17 protein-coding genes and 1 tRNA gene are annotated in these 17616 nt (G+C 62.5%); 3 read left to right on the top strand and 15 right to left on the bottom strand.

Annotated features, from left to right (window positions below):
* Nucleotides 1–150 precede the first annotated feature (150 nt).
* Both ACG10_RS08280 and pta read left to right on the top strand, forming a co-directional pair.
* Nucleotides 151–1338, top strand: coding sequence for an acetate kinase (locus ACG10_RS08280; RefSeq protein ID WP_039804742.1), 1188 nt, complete (start codon nucleotides 151–153; stop codon nucleotides 1336–1338).
* A 136-nt stretch (nucleotides 1339–1474) separates the two neighbouring features.
* Nucleotides 1475–3610 (top strand): phosphate acetyltransferase, encoded by a 2136-nt coding sequence (pta, locus tag ACG10_RS08275; protein ID WP_089167866.1) that lies wholly within the window; start codon nucleotides 1475–1477, stop codon nucleotides 3608–3610.
* A 475-nt stretch (nucleotides 3611–4085) separates the two neighbouring features.
* Here the strand turns inward: pta and ACG10_RS08270 are convergent, their stop codons facing one another.
* The 12 genes from ACG10_RS08270 to ACG10_RS23635 all read right to left on the bottom strand — a co-directional run bounded on the left by ACG10_RS08270 (nucleotide 4086) and on the right by ACG10_RS23635 (nucleotide 14907).
* Nucleotides 4086–4478 carry a hypothetical protein gene (locus ACG10_RS08270; protein ID WP_169531315.1) on the bottom strand — a complete coding sequence of 131 codons (393 nt, stop codon included), beginning with the start codon at nucleotides 4476–4478 and terminating at the stop codon, nucleotides 4086–4088.
* A gap of 303 nt (nucleotides 4479–4781) precedes the next feature.
* The gene (locus tag ACG10_RS08265; protein WP_089167865.1) at nucleotides 4782–6332 is read right to left on the bottom strand and encodes an ATP-binding protein; all 1551 of its coding nucleotides are present in this window, start codon (nucleotides 6330–6332) and stop codon (nucleotides 4782–4784) included.
* Between the two features lie 270 nt (nucleotides 6333–6602).
* Nucleotides 6603–6679: transfer RNA gene (locus tag ACG10_RS08260), tRNA-Pro, on the bottom strand.
* Nucleotides 6680–6759: 80 nt separating this feature from the next.
* Nucleotides 6760–7116: a MerR family transcriptional regulator gene (locus tag ACG10_RS08255; protein ID WP_039804752.1), complete on the bottom strand. Its 357-nt coding sequence runs from the start codon at nucleotides 7114–7116 to the stop codon at nucleotides 6760–6762.
* A complete protein-coding gene (gene ihfA, locus ACG10_RS08250; RefSeq protein WP_011913482.1) occupies nucleotides 7097–7399 on the bottom strand; it encodes an integration host factor subunit alpha in 303 nt (100 codons plus the stop codon). The genes ACG10_RS08255 and ihfA overlap by 20 nt, the downstream gene beginning before the upstream one ends.
* 3 nt (nucleotides 7400–7402) lie before the next feature.
* On the bottom strand, nucleotides 7403–9781 hold the full coding sequence (pheT, locus tag ACG10_RS08245) for a phenylalanine--tRNA ligase subunit beta (RefSeq protein WP_089167864.1): 2379 nt from the start codon (nucleotides 9779–9781) through the stop codon (nucleotides 7403–7405).
* Between the two features lie 36 nt (nucleotides 9782–9817).
* Nucleotides 9818–10834 carry a phenylalanine--tRNA ligase subunit alpha gene (gene pheS, locus ACG10_RS08240; protein WP_089167863.1) on the bottom strand — a complete coding sequence of 339 codons (1017 nt, stop codon included), beginning with the start codon at nucleotides 10832–10834 and terminating at the stop codon, nucleotides 9818–9820.
* Between the two features lie 197 nt (nucleotides 10835–11031).
* Nucleotides 11032–11388, bottom strand: a complete 357-nt coding sequence (rplT, locus tag ACG10_RS08235; protein ID WP_089167862.1) for a 50S ribosomal protein L20 — start codon at nucleotides 11386–11388, stop codon at nucleotides 11032–11034.
* 31 nt (nucleotides 11389–11419) lie between these two features.
* The gene (rpmI, locus tag ACG10_RS08230; RefSeq protein ID WP_039804765.1) at nucleotides 11420–11614 is read right to left on the bottom strand and encodes a 50S ribosomal protein L35; all 195 of its coding nucleotides are present in this window, start codon (nucleotides 11612–11614) and stop codon (nucleotides 11420–11422) included.
* Nucleotides 11615–11676: 62 nt separating this feature from the next.
* Nucleotides 11677–12228 (bottom strand): translation initiation factor IF-3, encoded by a 552-nt coding sequence (gene infC / locus ACG10_RS08225; protein WP_169531319.1) that lies wholly within the window; start codon nucleotides 12226–12228, stop codon nucleotides 11677–11679.
* A complete protein-coding gene (gene thrS, locus ACG10_RS08220; RefSeq protein ID WP_089167860.1) occupies nucleotides 12228–14150 on the bottom strand; it encodes a threonine--tRNA ligase in 1923 nt (640 codons plus the stop codon). The genes infC and thrS overlap by 1 nt, the downstream gene beginning before the upstream one ends.
* 514 nt (nucleotides 14151–14664) lie before the next feature.
* Nucleotides 14665–14907, bottom strand: a complete 243-nt coding sequence (locus ACG10_RS23635; RefSeq protein WP_157731421.1) for a hypothetical protein — start codon at nucleotides 14905–14907, stop codon at nucleotides 14665–14667.
* 480 nt (nucleotides 14908–15387) lie between these two features.
* Here ACG10_RS23635 and ACG10_RS24730 point away from each other — a divergent pair, with 480 nt between their 5' ends.
* A complete protein-coding gene (locus ACG10_RS24730; protein WP_269768817.1) occupies nucleotides 15388–15510 on the top strand; it encodes a hypothetical protein in 123 nt (40 codons plus the stop codon).
* A 432-nt stretch (nucleotides 15511–15942) separates the two neighbouring features.
* Here ACG10_RS24730 and ACG10_RS23630 read toward each other — a convergent pair whose 3' ends face one another.
* The 3 genes from ACG10_RS23630 to ACG10_RS08205 form a co-directional block, all read right to left on the bottom strand.
* Nucleotides 15943–16095, bottom strand: a complete 153-nt coding sequence (locus ACG10_RS23630; RefSeq protein ID WP_157731420.1) for a hypothetical protein — start codon at nucleotides 16093–16095, stop codon at nucleotides 15943–15945.
* Nucleotides 16096–16640: 545 nt separating this feature from the next.
* On the bottom strand, nucleotides 16641–17099 hold the full coding sequence (locus tag ACG10_RS08210; protein ID WP_089167858.1) for a holin family protein: 459 nt from the start codon (nucleotides 17097–17099) through the stop codon (nucleotides 16641–16643).
* Nucleotides 17096–17581, bottom strand: coding sequence for a glycoside hydrolase family 24 protein (locus tag ACG10_RS08205; protein WP_089167857.1), 486 nt, complete (start codon nucleotides 17579–17581; stop codon nucleotides 17096–17098). The genes ACG10_RS08210 and ACG10_RS08205 overlap by 4 nt, the downstream gene beginning before the upstream one ends.
* Nucleotides 17582–17616 lie beyond the last annotated feature (35 nt).

The raw sequence follows: 17616 nt of genomic DNA, 5'->3' as shown, positions 1-17616 counted from the left end.
AGCAGAACGGCGGGCCCTCACCTTGCGTGGCACGATAGCCAAACCCTGATTCGTCCATGTTCCACAAGAACGCCGGATACCAATCCAATTACAAAAATTGTGTGGCCATTGAGCGTAGTGGCCATATCACGACAAGTTTCAGGAGTCTCAATGTCCGCCCGCAATATTCTGGTGATCAACTGTGGTAGCTCGTCGATCAAGTTCGCTCTGGTCAACGAAGCACAAACAACCTTCCCCCTGCAGGGTTTGGCCGAACGCCTCGGCAGCCCGGAAGCGGTCCTCCACTGGCAATTTGGCGATACTAAGGAAAGTCTGAGCCTGCCTGGCACCAGCCATCAGTCCGTGCTGTCGAAGATCCTGCCCCTGGCCCAGGAAGCGGCCGGAGGCCATCTCGACGGCATCGGCCACCGCGTCGTGCATGGCGGCGAGCACTTCACCGCGTCCCATCTGGTCGACGCCGACGTGCTCGCAGGCATTCGCGCCAACGCCCACCTGGCACCGTTGCACAACCCGGCACACCTGGTCGGCATCGAGGCCGCGATGGAGCTGTTCCCCAGCCTGCCGCAGGTCAGCGTGTTCGACACCGCCTTCCACCAGAGCATGCCGCCCCACGCCTACCGCTACGCCGTGCCGGAATTCCTTTACACCGAGCATGGCGTGCGCCGCTACGGCTTCCACGGCACCAGCCACCGCTACGTGAGCAAGCGTGCCGCGGAAATGGTCGGCGTGCCGGTCGAGAACAGCAGCTGGCTGAGCGCCCACCTGGGCAACGGCTGTTCCACCTGCGCCATCGTCAACGGCGAGAGCCGCGACACCAGCATGGGCCTGACCCCACTGGAAGGCCTGGCGATGGGCACCCGCAGCGGTGACGTTGACCCCAACCTGCACAGCCACCTGGCGCGCACCCTGGGCTGGAGCATCGAGCAGATCGACCGCACGCTCAACCACGACAGCGGCCTGAAGGGTTTGTCCGGCCTGTCCAACGACATGCGCACCCTGTATGAAGCACACATGGCCGGCCACCCGGGCGCCACCCTGGCCTTCGAGGTGTTCTGCTACCGCCTGGCCAAGTCGCTGGCCGGCATGGCCTGCGCCCTGCCCAAGCTGGACGGCCTGATCTTCACCGGCGGCATCGGCGAGAACTCCGCCGCCGTGCGCGAGCGCACCCTGGAGCATATGAAGCTGTTCGGCTTCCAGCTCGACGCCGAAGCCAACGCCCGCTGCACCCGCGGCGTCGGTGGCGAGATCCAGGCGGCCGGCAGCCCGCGCATCCTGGTGGTGCCGACCAACGAGGAACGCCAGATCGCCCTGGACACCCTCGCCCTGCTCGACGCCTGATCGAACAACCGCGCAGACGGGAAGCTGCGATGCAACGAAACCCGACGACCATCATGGCGTCGGGTTTCGTCATCCTGACTTCCTGCCGGCATCATGCCTTCTACAGTCTGAGCACTCTGCTCCATTGAGAGAATCCATGCACACTCTGTTTCTCGCCCCCACCGGTTACGCCGTCGGCCTCAATTCCATCAGCCTCGGCCTGATCCGGACCCTCGAGCAGGCCGGCCTGAAGGTCGGCTTCTTCAAACCGATCGCCCAGCCCCTCCCCGTCGACCAGGGCCGCGAGCGCTCCTGCCTGCTGGTCGAGCGCACCCTGGGCCGGAGTGCGCCCGAACCGATACTGCTGGATCAGGTGGAGCGCCAGCTGGCCAACGGCGAAATCGACCTGCTGCTGGAGGACGTGGTCAGCCGCTACCAGCAGGCCGCCGCCGGCAAGGATGTGGTGATCGTCGAGGGCATGCTGCCGACCCGCGACAGCGACTACTCCGCGCACCTCAACCCCCTGCTGAGCAAGAGCCTGGGCGCCGAAGTGATCCTGATCGCCGTCCAGGGCGGCGACAGCCTCAAGCAGCTGGCCGAACGCATCGAGATCCAGGCCCAGCTGTTCGGCGGCGCCAGGAACCCGAAAATACTCGGCGCGATCATCAACAAGATCGACAGCGAGGACGGCGTCCCGGCTTTCATCGAGCGCCTCAAGGAACACCTGCCGCTGCTCGGCAGCGCCAGCTTCCAGCTGCTCGGCGCCATTCCCTTCGCCGAAGAGCTGAATGCCCTGCGCACCCGCGACGTAGCCGAACTGATCGGCGCCCAGGTGCTCAGCGCCGGCGAAGCCGACCAGCGCCGGGTGAGCAAGATCGTCCTGTGCGCCCGCGCCGTGCCCAGCACCGTGCCGCTGCTGCAGCCGGGCGTGCTGGTGGTGACCCCGGGCGATCGCGACGATGTCATCCTTGCCACCAGCCTGGCCTCGCTCAACGGCGTGAAGCTGGCCGGCCTGCTGCTGTGCAGCGACTTCACGCCGGACCCGCGCATCATGGAACTGTGCAAGGCGGCCCTGGACGGCGGCCTGCCGGTGATGAGCGTGACCACCGGCTCTTATGACACCGCCACCAGCCTGTTCGCCCTGAACAAGGAAACCCCGGCGGACGACATCGAGCGCGCCAACCGCGTCACCGACTTCATCGCCGGGCACCTGCATCCGGAATACCTGCACTCCCGCCTCAGCGTGCCGCGCGAGCAGCAACTGTCGCCACCGGCGTTCCGCTACCAGCTGGTCAAACGCGCCCAGGAAGCCAACAAGCGCATCGTCCTGCCGGAAGGCAACGAGCCGCGCACCATCCGCGCCGCCGCCATCTGCCAGGAGCGCGGTATCGCCCGCTGCGTGCTGCTGGCCCGCCCGGAGGAAGTCCAGGCCGTGGCCCGCGAGCAGGACATCATCCTGCCGGCTGGCCTGGAGATCCTCGATCCGGACAGCATCCGTGCGCAGTACATCGCCCCGATGGTGCAGATGCGCAAAAGCAAGGGCCTCACCCCCGAGATGGCCGACGAGCAGCTCAGGGATACCGTGGTGCTCGGCACCATGATGCTGGCGCTGGACGAAGTGGACGGCCTGGTTTCCGGCGCCGTGCATACCACCGCCAACACCATCCGCCCGGCCCTGCAGCTGATCAAGACCGCCCCGGGCTACAACCTGGTGTCCTCGGTGTTCTTCATGCTGCTGCCGGATCAGGTGCTGGTCTACGGCGACTGCGCGGTGAATCCCAACCCGAGCGCCAGCGAGCTGGCCGAAATCGCCCTGCAGAGCGCCGAGTCCGCCGTAGCCCTCGGCGTGCATCCGCGCGTGGCGATGATCAGCTACTCCACCGGCGACTCCGGCAGCGGCGCCGAGGTGGACAAGGTCCGCGAAGCCACCCGCATCGCCCAGGAGCGCGCCCCCGGCCTGCCGATCGACGGCCCGCTGCAGTACGACGCCGCTTCCGTGGCCAGCGTCGGCAAGCAGAAGGCACCGAACAGCCCGGTCGCCGGCCAGGCCACCGTGTTCGTGTTCCCCGACCTGAACACCGGCAACACCACCTACAAGGCGGTGCAACGCAATGCCAACTGCATCAGCGTCGGCCCGATGCTGCAGGGGCTGGCCAAACCGGTGAACGACCTGTCGCGCGGCGCGCTGGTGGACGACATCGTCTTCACTATCGCCCTCACTGCACTTCAGGCCACCAGCATCGCCAAGCAGCAGCAGAAGGCACCGGAACAGGGCCAGGTGATCGAGGCCTGACAGGCGGCGGGAAAACAGGCTCGAGGATCAGGCCTGCCAGCGCTATCTGGTCGGATGCAGGCTCTGCGGGGCTTATGCTTCTGACCGGGTAGCGGCCCTCTTCATAGCCAGTATGCGGCTCGAACGGGCTCGCCGCCTCTGCGTGGCACCGATTATGGATCGGCAGCATCGATCTAAAAATCCCTTTTAAAACAATCGATTAAAACAAGAGAAAATTCCGTGCAGCAAAAATGTAGCATTGGCCCTGCAGCGCAGATGGCATCGGTGCAACATGGTGCTACAAGAACTGCCTGATCTCATCCCCTACTCGCACATATAGAGACTGGCTGTCGGGAGCGAGGCGAATGGCATCGAAGGAAGGAGCAGCACAGCCAGGTTCGCAGGTGCCGCTGGGAGAAGATGTGCAACAGGGATGTGTCAGCCCGTCGCGGGAATCGGTGACGGCGGACAACCCAATCGCTGTCCACCCTGCTCGTCAGTTGGCGCCGTTATAGGCGAAGGCTTCGGCGGTTTCGGGGGTCCAGCCGTAGGGACGCGGGCGGTTGCCGTAGATCACGACCTTGTCGCCTTCGGCGAAGACGTAGTTCGGCGAGCGGTATTCCTTCAGCTCGCCGCTGTCGGTGCGTACCAGGTAGATGCGCTCGCTGGCACCCAGGGCCTTCTGACCGGAACCGCCGAACAGCGCGCCGAGGCCTGCGCCGATCACCGCACCGATCGGACCGCCGACGGAGCCGGCCATCATGCCGCTCATGCCGCCCGTAGCCTGGCCGGAGGTCTCGCTCGTCACTTCCCGGACGATTTCGGCAGCGTTAACAGTGCCGACGGTGAGCATGCCGATGGTCAGAGCCAGAATTCCGAACTTTTTCATGACGGTTCCCTCAGGACGAGACGAGCGGTCGTTACCAGTCGATTCAATCGAGACGAGATGTGGCGCTGTTATCGCCGTTGTTTCGTCTCCCTTGGGGTAGAAACTACCGCTTCAATTGACATGAATCAATAAAACAATCGCCATCTTATGCTTAAGGAGGGGGTCCAGTGACGGCAGGAAAGACGGCGCCTCCAGCCGCACACTTCGCAGAAGGCTGCCAAATGACTGATTTGCAAGGAAAAGGCTCACGCTGGCTATATGCCGGGCGTTCTTTTTTTTGTTTCGATAACCAATACAGCCGAATCAGCCGTCCCGCTCTACCTCGAAGCCCACCACGCTGCGGCTCTCGCGACTGAACTCCACGCCGATCAGGTGGATCGTTTCGCCGCGCGTACGGTACTTCTCGGCATAACCGCGCTCGCGGATCTGCTGCAGCGCTTTGCCCTCAGGTACCAGCTCCACCACCTTGAACTCGAACAGATAGACCTGGCTGTTGAACAGCACGGCCATGTCGATACGGCCGTGACTGGTGGCATCCTCGACCCGCACATCGAGCCCCAGTGCAGCGAAGTGGCTGTAGAACACGCTGGCGTAGTAGCCCTCGTACTGGGCAATCGGATTGTTGCGGTACCAGTCGTGCGGGATACCGGCGAAGAAGGCGCTGAACAGCTTCTGCAAGCCGCCGAAGTCATTGGCCAGCAACAGGCGGTAGAGCGACATGCGCTGACGGGTGACCGGTTGCCCCTCCGGCGTCCAGGCCTTCAGCAGGCTGCCATGCAGGCTCTGACGCACCTCGCGGTTGGGGTAGCGCAGGCGGTAGAACCAGTTGCCGTCGAGGTTGATCTCCTCGTCGATGGTCAGATAGCCGGCCTGGAACATCAGCGCCTCGGTAGCGATGTTGTCCACCTCGAAGGTCGACAGCAGCTCGGCATCGGTTTCCAGCTGCCCCAGCTCCGGCAGCCAGGCCTGACGCCGGGTGAGCAGATCGAGCAGGAAGGTCGGTGTCCCCGTTTCGAACCAGTAGTTGCGGAATTCGCGCTTGCTGAACAGCAGCAGCAGGTCGAAGGGGTTGTAGACCGAGGTGCCTGTCCAGTTGTAGCCGTTGTACCACTGGCGGATTTCGTCCCGATCCAAGTCGGCCAGCTCCGGCGCGAACACCGTATCGACATCCTCATCGGTATAGCCGCAGATCGCCGAGTACTTCGCGTCCAGGGTGATGTCGTTGAGGTTGTTCAACCCAGAGAACAGGCTGGCCTTGCTGAACTTCGACACGCCGGTGAGCATGGCAAAGCGGATGTGCGCCCCTTGCCCTTTGACCACCGAATAGAGGTTGCGCAGCCCGTCGCGCATCTCTCGGGCCAGCTCGGGGTTGCCCAAATTGTCGAGAATCGGCTTGTCGTACTCATCGATCAGCACCACGACCCGCTGGCCGTGAATGCGCTCGGCTTCACGGAGCAGCTCGGCGAAGCGCCCGGGAATGTCGGCAGCCGTAAAGGCAGACAGCCCCAGACGCTGGGCGTTGACCTGCAGCAGATCGTTAATGCGGGTATCCAGCGCCTGACGACTGTTGACCACACCATCGGCGAAGCTGATGCGTACTACCGGATAACGCCGGCTCCAGTCCCACTGCCCGTGCGCAACCAGCCCACGAAACAACGGCTCGTTGCCCTCGAACAGCTCGGCCAGGGTATCGAGGAACAGGCTCTTACCAAAGCGCCGCGGGCGGGAGAGAAAGTAGTAGTTGCCCTCCTCGATCAGCTGCAGGGCGATGCCAGTCTTGTCGACGTAGTAGCAGTTGTCCTCGCGGATACGGACGAAGGTCTGGATACCGATGGGCAACCTCTTGCGAGACATGGCAGGCAACCTATGGGCAGATGCGGCGATTGTAGTCCATCGGAGGAGGCAAGCTCAGCTGGAGCTCAATGAGGAAGGCACCGCGAAATCCGGGCGAGCATCACCTTGTATAGTGAACGCCGAGCTCCGTTGCAGCAACGGCTGCTCGCCGTGCAGCAAGACTCCTCTGCGCATACTCTGAATTGGCAACCAATTGGCAACCAGAAAGCCCAAATCGCAGACATGAAAAAGGCCGGTGATTGCTCAACCGGCCTAAGTCATTGAATTTATTGGTCGGGACGGAGTGATTCGAACACTCGACCCCTTGCACCCCATGCAAGTGCGCTACCAGGCTGCGCTACGCCCCGACTACTTGCCCCGGCTTACCGGAGCGGGTCGAACTATATATTAAGCTTCTGAAAAGTGGAAGTTTTTTTTGCGGCTTCGGCTATTTGCGCAAAACCTGAAGGACGTCTTCCAGCTCGGCGATCGTCTGCCGGATCAATTGCCGATATTGGGTCGTATCTTCCTTGGCTTCGTCGCCGGAGAGGCGCAGGCGCGCCCCGCCGATGGTGAAGCCCTGCTCGTACAGCAGGGCGCGGATATGCCGGATCATCAGGACATCCTGACGCTGATAGTAGCGTCGGTTGCCCCGGCGCTTGACCGGATTGATCTGGGGAAATTCCTGCTCCCAGTAACGCAACACATGCGGTTTGACCGCACAAAGCTCGCTGACCTCGCCGATGGTGAAGTAACGCTTCCCCGGTATGGGAGGCAATTCGTCGTTATGGCTTGGTTCCAGCATAGGCTTCAACCCTGGCTTTCAGCTTCTGCCCTGGACGAAAGGTGACAACGCGCCGTGCCGTGATCGGGATTTCCTCCCCCGTCTTGGGATTGCGGCCAGGCCGCTGGCGCTTGTCGCGCAGATCGAAATTGCCAAAGCCGGACAATTTGACCTGCTCGTTGTGCTCCAGTGCCTGACGGATTTCCTCGAAGAACAGCTCCACCAACTCCTTGGCTTCTCGTTTATTCAGGCCAAGCTCCTCGTAGAGACGTTCAGCCATCTCAGCTTTCGTCAGAGCCCCCATACGCTACTTCCTTAACGTCGCGTTGAACCTTTCTTCCAGCGAGGTGAGGATGTTCTGGGTTGTACTGTTCACCTCATCATCGTTAAGAGTGCGCGATGGATGTTGCCAGGTCAAGCCGACGGCCAGGCTTTTTCGTTGCGGATCAATACCTTTACCCTGATAGACGTCAAACAGCCGAAGGTCGGCCAGGTATTCCCCCGCCGCCTCGCGAATGCTCTGCAGCACCGCTGCGGCCGGTGTTTCACGATCGACGATCAGGGCCAGATCGCGGCGCACTTCCGGGAAACGCGAAAGTTCGCGAAAGGCCGGCAGACGACCGGCGGCGATTTCCGCCAGGACCAGCTCGAACAGGAAGACCGGCTGATCCAGCCCCAGCGCTCTGCCCAGCTCGGGATGCAGGGCACCCAGGAAGCCGACCAGACGCCCCTCGCGCTCGATCCGCGCTGTCTGCCCCGGATGTAGCGCGGGATGCTCGCCACTGACGAAGCGGTATTCGTCGGCAGCGCCGGCGGCGGCAAGCAGAGCCTCCACATCCGCCTTGGCGTCATAGAAGTCCACCGCATCCCGGGCATGGCTCCAGCTCTCCGGCAGGCGGCTACCGGTGATGGCGCCAGCCAGCACGGGCTCCTGCTTGAGGTTGTCCAACTGACCGACGAAACGCAGACCGCTCTCGAACAGACGCACACGGGACTGCTGGCGGTTCAGGTTGTACTGCAACGCCTTGGCCAGTCCCGGCCAGAGCGAGGCCCGCATGGCCGCCATGTCCGCGGAGATCGGATTGGCCAGGGTCAGCGGCTCGACGCCCGGAGTGAAGAGCTCGAACAGCTTGGGATCGATGAAGCTGTAGGTGATCGCCTCCTGGTAGCCGCGCGCGACCAGCAGACGGCGCAGCACCGGCAGTTCGCCGCGGGCCTCGGTACGCGCCTGCGGGGCCAGGCGTGCCTGCGGATAGCGGACCGGCAGGTTGTTGTAGCCATGCAGGCGGCCGAGCTCCTCGATCAGATCCACTTCGAGGCTGATATCGAAACGATGGCTGGGCACCTCGACCTGCCACTGGCCGGCCGCAGCCGAGCTGACCGTCAGCCCCAGCGCGACCAGCAGGCGCTCGACTTCGGCAGCCTCCATGCACAGGCCGAGCATCTGCTCGATGCGCTCGGCGCGCAGGGTGATCGGTGCCACCTGCGGCAGGCTCGCCGGATCGGTTACCTCGACGATGGGACCGGGCTCTCCGCCGACGATCTCCAGCAGCAGCGCGGTGGCACGCTCCATGGCTTCGCGGGCCAGCTGCCAGTCGACGCCACGTTCGAAGCGGTGCGAGGCGTCGGTGTGCAGACCGTAGGAGCGGGCCTTGCCAGCGATGGCAATAGTGTCGAAGAAGGCGCTTTCGAGGAACAGATCGCGGGTACCGGCAGCAACGCCGCTGTGTTCGCCACCCATCACGCCGGCGATGGCCAAGGCGCGCTCGTGGTCGGCGATCACCAGGGTATCGGCGCGCAGGCTGACTTCCTGGCCGTCGAGCAGGACCAGTTTCTCGCCCTCCTCGGCCATGCGCACGCGGATGCCACCACGGACCTCGGCGAGATCGAAGGCATGCATCGGCTGGCCCAGCTCGAGCATCACGTAGTTGGTGACGTCGACCGCCGGGTCGATGGCGCGGATATCGGAGCGGCGCAGGCGTTCGACCATCCACTGCGGGGTCGGCCGCGACAGGTCGACGTTGCGCACCACGCGGCCGAGATAGCGCGGGCAGGCCTGGGGCGCCAGCACCTCGACCGGGCGCACTCCGTCATGTAGCGGCGGCACGCTGGCGATCGACGGACGAGTGACCGGAGCGCCGTAGAGGGCGCCTACCTCGCGGGCCAGGCCGGCCAGGGACAGGCAGTCGCCACGGTTGGGGGTCAGGTCCACCTCGATGCTGGCATCGTCCAGGTTGAGACAGGTGCGAATGTCCTGCCCCAGCGAAGCATCGGCCGGCAGCTCCAGCAGGCCGTCGTTCTCCTCGCTGACCTTGAGCTCGGCTGCCGAGCAGAGCATGCCGAAGGACTCCACGCCACGCAGCTTGGCCTTCTTGATCTTGAAGTCGTCACCGAGCACGGCACCGAGCATGGCAAAGGGGATCCTGATGCCCGGACGGGCGTTGGGCGCACCACAGACCACCTGGAAGGTTTCGCTGCCGTTGCTCACCTGACAGACGCGCAGCTTGTCGGCGTCCGGGTGCGGCTCGGTGGCAAGGATCTCGCCCACCACCACGCCGGAAAAAGCGCCGGCCACCGGCGTGACGCTGTCGACCTCAAGACCGGCCATGGACAGGCGGGCCACCAGTTCGTCGCGGGACACCTGCGGATTGACCCAGTCCCGCAGCCATTGTTCGCTGAATTTCATCCTGTTCTCCCAAAGAATTCGGTTACGGTTGCGGCCCTAGCGGAATTGCGCGAGGAAGCGCAGATCGTTGTCGAAGAACAGGCGCAGATCGTTGACGCCATAACGCAACATGGCCAGGCGCTCGATCCCCATGCCGAAGGCGAAGCCCTGGTACTTCTCCGGATCGATGCCGGACATGCGCAGCACGTTGGGGTGCACCATGCCGCAGCCCATCACCTCCAGCCAGCCGGTGTGCTTGCACACCCGGCAACCGTGGCCGCCGCACATCACGCACTGCATGTCGACCTCGGCCGAGGGTTCGGTGAAGGGGAAGAACGAGGGGCGGAAACGTACGCCCAGCGGCTTCTCGAAGAACACCCGGAGAAACTCCTCGATGGTGCCCTTGAGGTCGGCGAAGCTGACGTTTTCGTCGATCAGCAGGCCTTCGAGCTGGTGGAACATCGGCGAGTGGGTGATATCCGAGTCGCAGCGGTAAACGCGGCCCGGGCAGACGATGCGGATCGGCGGCTGGCGGCTTTCCATGGTGCGCACCTGGACCGGCGAGGTGTGGGTACGCAGCAGCATGTTGGCATTGAAGTAGAAGGTATCGTGCATCGCCCGCGCCGGATGGTGGCCGGGGATGTTGAGGGCCTCGAAGTTGTGGTAGTCGTCCTCGACTTCCGGGCCCTCGGCGACGCTGTAGCCGATATGGGTGAAGAACTGCTCGACGCGCTCGAGGGTACGGGTCACTGGATGCAGGCCGCCGGAAGCCTGGCCACGCCCCGGCAGGGTCACGTCGATGCGCTCGGCGGCCAGCCTGGCGGCCAGCGCGGCGGACTCGAGGTCGGCCTTGCGCGCATTGAGGGCCTCCTGAACGCTGTTCTTGGCAGCATTGATCAGGGCACCGGCCTTCGGCCGCTCTTCGGCCGAGAGCTTGCCCAGGGTCTGCATCAGCTGGGTCAGCTCGCCCTTCTTGCCGAGGTAGTGGACCCGGAGCTGTTCCAGGGCGTTGACGTCTTCGCAATGTTGCACGGCCTCGAGCGCTTGCGAGACCAGTGCATCCAGGTTTTCCATGTACAACCTCCAGGGGATCTTGCAGAACTGTCCTGGCGCCTGCTTCGACCTTGTCGCACTCGGCAGGAGGTCTGCCAGGAACGCAACGCTCGGTTTTGCAAAAACCCCTTCTCAGATACGAAATAGGGGAAGAGCACTGGGCTCTTCCCCTATCGGTGACGTTCGGCACCGGGCGAACCCGGTGATTGTCGGGGGGATCAAGCCAGAATGGCTTTGGCCTTCTCGACAATCGCGGCGAACGCCGCTTTCTCGTTCACTGCCAGATCGGACAGAACCTTGCGGTCGATCTCGATGGCTGCCTTCTTCAGGCCGGCGATCAGGCGGCTGTAGGACAGACCGTTCTGACGGGCACCGGCGTTGATACGGGCGATCCACAGGGCGCGGAACTGACGCTTGCGCTGACGGCGGTCACGGTAGGCGTACTGGCCAGCCTTGATCACCGCCTGCTTGGCGACGCGGAACACGCGCGAGCGTGCGCCGTAGTAGCCCTTGGCGAGTTTCAGGATTTTCTTGTGACGACGACGGGCGATGACGCCACGCTTAACACGAGCCATGAATAGTTACCTTCTGGAATCTTGACCGGGATTAACGAACGCGCAGCATGCGCTCGACTTTAGCGACGTCGGACGGATGCATCAGCGAGGTGCCGCGCAGCTGACGCTTACGCTTGGTCGTCATCTTGGTCAGGATGTGGCTCTTGAAAGCGTGCTTGTGCTTGAAGCCGTTCGCAGTCGGCTTGAAGCGCTTCTTGGCGCCGCTCTTGGTTTTCATCTTTGGCATGTTCGGATACTCCGCATTGAGTGATTACGCATAACCGCAAGGCCTGCCAGTGCCCTGGTGGGTTATTTTTTCTTTTTGGGGGCGATGACCATGATCAGCTGGCGTCCTTCCATCTTCGGATGCTGTTCAACGGCGCCATATTCGACGAGGTCGGTTTCGACCCGCTTCAACAGCTCCATGCCCAGCTCCTGGTGAGCCATCTCGCGGCCGCGGAATCGCAGGGATACCTTGGCCTTGTCCCCCTCGCTAAGGAAACGTACCAGGTTGCGTAGTTTTACCTGGTAATCCCCTTCTTCCGTCCCTGGTCGGAACTTGATTTCCTTGATCTGGACCTGCTTCTGGTTCTTTTTCGCCGCCGCGACCTGCTTCTTCTTCTCGAACAGGTGCTTGCCGTAGTCCATGATCCGGCATACGGGCGGTACCGCATCAGCGGAAATCTCGACCAGATCCAGCTTGGCCTCTTCCGCTACGCGAAGCGCTTCATCAATCGAGACGATGCCAATCTGCTCGCCGTCCACTCCAATTAACCGAACCTCGCGTGCCGAGATATTCTCGTTGATCGGGGCTTTCGGTTGAGCTTTTCTATCTTGTCTCATTTCACGCTTAATAATGATTACTCCAATTCTTGGCGACCACGCCGGGCTACCGCCTGCGCCAGCATCTCGCGGAACTGTTCGACGGGCATCGTGCCCAGATCGACCCCTTCGCGGGTGCGCACAGCTACGGCTCGCGTCTCAACCTCCCGATCTCCGATCACCAAGAGATAGGGAACCTTGAGCAAAGTATGCTCGCGAATTTTAAAACCGATTTTTTCGTTTCTCAAGTCGGACTTGGCACGGAAACCGCTCTGATTGAGCATCCGCTCGACTTCAAGCGCGAACTCGCCCTGCTTGTCGGTGATATTCATGATCACCGCCTGGGTCGGCGCCAGCCAGGCCGGGAAAGCGCCTTCGTAGTGCTCGATCAGGATGCCGATGAAACGCTCGAAGGAACCCAGGATCGCCCGGTGCAGCATCACCGGATGCTGACGGTCGTTGTTCTCGCTGACGTACTCGGCGCCGAGACGGACCGGCAGGTTGAAGTCCAGCTGCAGGGTGCCGCACTGCCAGACACGCCCCAGGCAGTCCTTCAGGGAAAACTCGATCTTCGGCCCGTAGAAGGCGCCTTCGCCCGGCTGCAGATCATAGGGCAGACCGGCAGTCTCCAGGGCCGCGGCCAGCGCGCCCTCGGCACGATCCCACAGATCATCGGAGCCGACGCGCTTTTCCGGACGAGTGGACAGCTTCAGCTGGATATCCTGGAAGCCGAAGTCGGCATAGACCTGCTGGGTCAGCTTGATGAAGGCGGCGGACTCGGCCTGCATCTGTTCTTCGGTGCAGAAGATGTGCGCATCGTCCTGGGTGAAGCCGCGCACGCGCATGATGCCATGCAGCGCGCCGGACGGCTCGTTGCGGTGACAGGCGCCGAACTCGGCCAGACGCAGCGGCAGCTCGCGGTAGCTCTTCAGCCCCTGGTTGTACACCTGCACATGGCACGGGCAGTTCATCGGCTTGATCGCGTAGTCGCGGCTTTCCGATTCGGTGGTGAACATGTTCTCGGCATAGTTCGCCCAGTGCCCGGACTTTTCCCAGAGCACGCGATCGACCACCTGCGGCGTCTTGATCTCCAGATAGCCGTTCTCCCGCTGCACGCCGCGCATGTACTGCTCGAGCACTTGGTAGACGGTCCAGCCATTGGGATGCCAGAAGACCATGCCCGGCGCTTCTTCTTGGGTGTGGAACAGGTCGAGGCGCTTGCCGAGCTTGCGGTGATCGCGCTTCTCCGCTTCCTCGATGCGCTGGATGTAGGCGGCCAGCTGCTTCTTGTCCGCCCAGGCGGTGCCATAGACGCGCTGCAGCTGCTCATTCCTGGCATCGCCGCGCCAGTAGGCGCCGGACAGCTTGGTCAGCTTGAAGGCCTTGAGGAAGCGGGTGTTCGGCACGTGCGGACCGCGGCACATGTCGACATATTCCTCGTGGTAGTACAAGCCCATCGCCTGCTCGTCGGGCATGTCGTCGACCAGGCGCAGCTTGTAGTCCTCGCCACGGGACCTGAACACCTCGATCACCTGCTCGCGCGGGGTCATCCTCTTGACGACGTCGTAGTCCTTGTCGATCAGCTCGCGCATGCGCTGTTCGATGGCCGCCATGTCCTCCGGCGTGAAGGGGCGCTCATAGGCGATGTCGTAGTAAAAGCCTTCCTCGATGACCGGACCGATCACCATCTTCGCCGTCGGATACAGTTGCTTGACCGCATGGCCGACCAGGTGCGCACAGGAGTGGCGAATGATCTCGACCCCCTCCTCGTCCTTCGGCGTGATGATCTGCAGGGTCGCGTCGCGCTCGATCAGGTCGCAGGCATCGACCAGCCTGCCGTCGACCTTGCCGGCCACGGTGGCCTTGGCCAGGCCGGCACCGATGGACTGGGCGACCTCGGCGACCGATACCGAATGATCGAACGTACGCTGACTGCCGTCGGGAAGAGTAATGATGGGCATGGCGCCTCCTCTCCTAGTGGTGACCCCTACCAAAGGCCACATGGGTTGGGATGAGCCAGTAAAGCGGTCCGCCGGATATGCCTGCCGCACGGTGGCAGGAGCCCAAAGGGCCGATCCGGACGAAGCGGAGTCACTGGAGGTAAAAATGCGGGATGCTTTCAGAAAGCTGCGCCACTGACAAGCATCCTTGACAGACATAACAGGGCTCGAATCAACACCCCATCCTTTCAAGGTGATGACGGGTCGTTCCTAATCTATTGAGCCAAAAGGAAAAACAGGTCGAATTGCTTACCCTGGGACGCACGCATTCTAGCACGAAACATCAATAAATTGACGCGGCACTTTCCAGCAGAAAGCACCACAACGACCTACAGGCCGAGTGATGCCGCCCACAGCCGCGAACACGGGTTTAAGCATTCATCCGAGCCACAGCACCGACCACAGCCACTGCAATCATGACTTCGGCCATTGCCCCGGCGGCAACTGGAGCGACGGAAATAGCAGCTGCCACTCATCAAGCAACAGCGGAGCGAGCCATTCCGACAGCCTGAACCAACACTCCCCCACCAATGCCCTGCCCAACAAAAGCGAAACAAAACAAAAATTTAAGGGAATTTTTTCTTAAAAAAGAAAAAAAAGCGAAAAATGATATATTTAAAACAACATTTTTCTGCACTGGCAGGTTATCATGGTCCAGCCGTCGGCGGATCGGCATGCCAGCAGCGTTAGCTGACTTACCTTTAGTAGGGGCTGTCAAGGCGCGCTGCAGGTTCGAGTAATTCGCAAGCCTAGGGTTCTTCCATATCCCCTATACGGGCTGTATCTGCGCAGCCGGCGACAGAGCAGATGACAGGCCGGAAAGACGGCCATTACTCCCGCGCTTGGTGGGCGCCCGGTATCGGGCAAGATTTGCAACATCCGTCGGCAGATCGGCATGCCGACAGCGTCAGCCGGCACACCCAAGATGGCGGCCACGCCGGAGCTCTCGGCTCCAGCAAGGCGCGCAGTTGGTTCGAGTAATCTGCAAGCCGAGGCTGATTCACCTACCCAGCTGGCAGGCACGCCAGCGGCGACAGAGTGCCCGCCCGGCCGGCGTAACCGGCCACACCCCATCGCCCCACCCCACTCGAAAGACGCCTTCCCGAGGCAGCCTCCCAATGTGCACGTCACACCGGGAGAGCAATGAAAGGCACCGAGCCACCGCAGCAAGACCTTGCCACCGCCCTGCAAGCGGCACATGGCACCAGGAACGCCGGCCGACAGCCCCATCAAGGAAACCACCATCAAGCTCGATCAGCACCGGACGAACCAGGACAAGAAGCCGGACGACCAGTTCGACGCACTCGCCATCACCGAATAAGTAACGCGAACCCCAGATCGTCGCCATGACCAAGAGACCGGCCAGCCGGAGAAGAAGGGAATCGCCTGGCCGCAAGCCCGCGCAGACCTGAAGTCACGAGCCGATGGGAATTTTCCCGGAATCATTCCCAAAACAAAAAAGGCGACCCTTTCGGATCGCCTTCTAAGCCCCGCGCAGCGCGGGTTTTGTTTGGTAGGCACAATTGGACTCGAACCAACGACCCCCACCATGTCAAGGTGATAGCCAGCAATACCTAAGCTATTGAATTAGCAGGGAAAATATAGCTAATTCCTTGCCATAAGATATGGCCATTACTGCATGAAATATCAATAACTTAGAGCTGTATTTTCCTACAGGAAAGTCCCATCCTCGCCCGTTCTGGGCACCTCACCTCCCCTATTTTTTCGGCGCCAGCGCGCTCACCCGCTTCCATCAATCCGCCATCCGCAGCATGCCGAAGCCGAGCATCCCGAACACCAGCTCGAACAGCACGTCATCGAGCGATGGCAGCAACGGGACATCGACGGTGCCGGCAATGGTCAGCGCCCACGGCAGCAGCGGCCTGACTAGGAACTCGCAGGCCAAGGCATAGCCGGCCAGTGGTCGCTCACCTACCGCCCAGCACCCTACGGCTTATTCAGCACGGTGCCTTCCGTCACCTTGCATCGCGCACTGCGTCTGAAGTTGGCTCAGGTCAAGCATTCCTCTGCTCCATTGCCCTAGGGTACCGGCTTGAGCGGCCGCCCTGAGTGTGTCTAGACCTTCGCTGGTCCGTGGTAGCGCAACGAGAAGTATCAGTCGCCCCTCTTACTCGTCATGCCCCCACCAAACCAGCTCGAAGGCATACCCGATGAATGGAGTTCTGATACTCGCGATTGTCGCTCTGGTCTATCTGCTCCTGTCCGCCCTGGTGATGCTCCTGCTCATAAAGCTGATATCCCATACCTTGCAGAGCCGGGCCAGCCCAAAACCTGAAGAGAACCCCAACGACCGTCAGCCTGCCTTGCCGCAAGACGAGCGAGAGCGGGAAATCCTTTCCACGCCCCTCCCCGACACGAAACAAGACGAGACTCCCCGTCCTCCCTCCCCCCCAAGGCCTCCTCCCCGAATCCCCCTCTCCCTCTGGCAGTTCATCTTCCCGGCCAAGTATTGGACGTGATCGCAGTCACCCGCTTCCAGCGATCGGCCGTCCGCAAGGTGCCGAGGCCGAGCATCCCGAACACCAGCTCGAACAGCACATCGTCAAGCGAGGGCAGCGGCGGTACATCGGCGGCGCCGGCCACGGTCAGCAGCCACGGCAGCAGCGGTCTGACCAGGAACTCGTAGGCCAGTCCGGCCACGCAGACGTAGCCTGCCAGCGGCCGCCAGCCGGCCTGAAACCCGGACTGGCTCGCCGCCTCGACTTCATTGATCTTCGCCTGGGCCAGGTTGACCTGCAGGGCCGCGTCCAGCTCCCTGAAAGCCCCCTCCTGCTGGAGCCTGAGCAGCTCGAGCTGGGCCGCGGCCTTCTGTTCGGGGTCCGGGATCAGCCTGTCGAGCAGGCCAGCGACGGTCGGCAGCAGCGCCGAGGCAGCAGCGAGCAGGCTCATGCCAGCACCCCGCCGGCGGCGATGAACTGGGCGAGCAGGTCATCGGTGGCATGCTCGTGCTGGCCGTAGCCGGCGCCTGGCAGGCTCGCCCACCGCGAGCGGCAGCTGCGGAGCGCCTGCTCGATGCGGCCAGCCTTGATGTCATCGAGCGCTCGGCATTCGCGGATCAGCTGCAGCGCGATTTTGTCCTGGCTGATCGGGCCGAAATCCTGCAGGCCCAGCGCCTGCTTGTAGTGGTCGTAGTAGCGCGACAGGATCTGGTAGCGGCCGGCCGCGGTCGACTTGATGCCGAGCAGCGGCAGGCTGATCAATTTGCGCGGGTGATCGGCATAGCCGGCGAACAACCCGCCGCCCACCAGTACGTCGTAGCCGTGGTCGCGGGTCGGCTGTCGGCCGTTATCCGTGCCCTCGCTCCAGGCGATCAGATCCAGAAAGGCGCACACATTGATACCGCCTGCGACGGCGGCAGATATTCGAGCCATGGGGATCTCCAGAAACGAAAAAGCCCGCACGGGGC

The organism is Azotobacter chroococcum (genome assembly GCF_002220155.1).
GTDB classification, from domain to species: Bacteria; Pseudomonadota; Gammaproteobacteria; order Pseudomonadales; family Pseudomonadaceae; genus Azotobacter; species Azotobacter chroococcum.
This window is presented reverse-complemented; position numbering and strand designations above follow the sequence as displayed.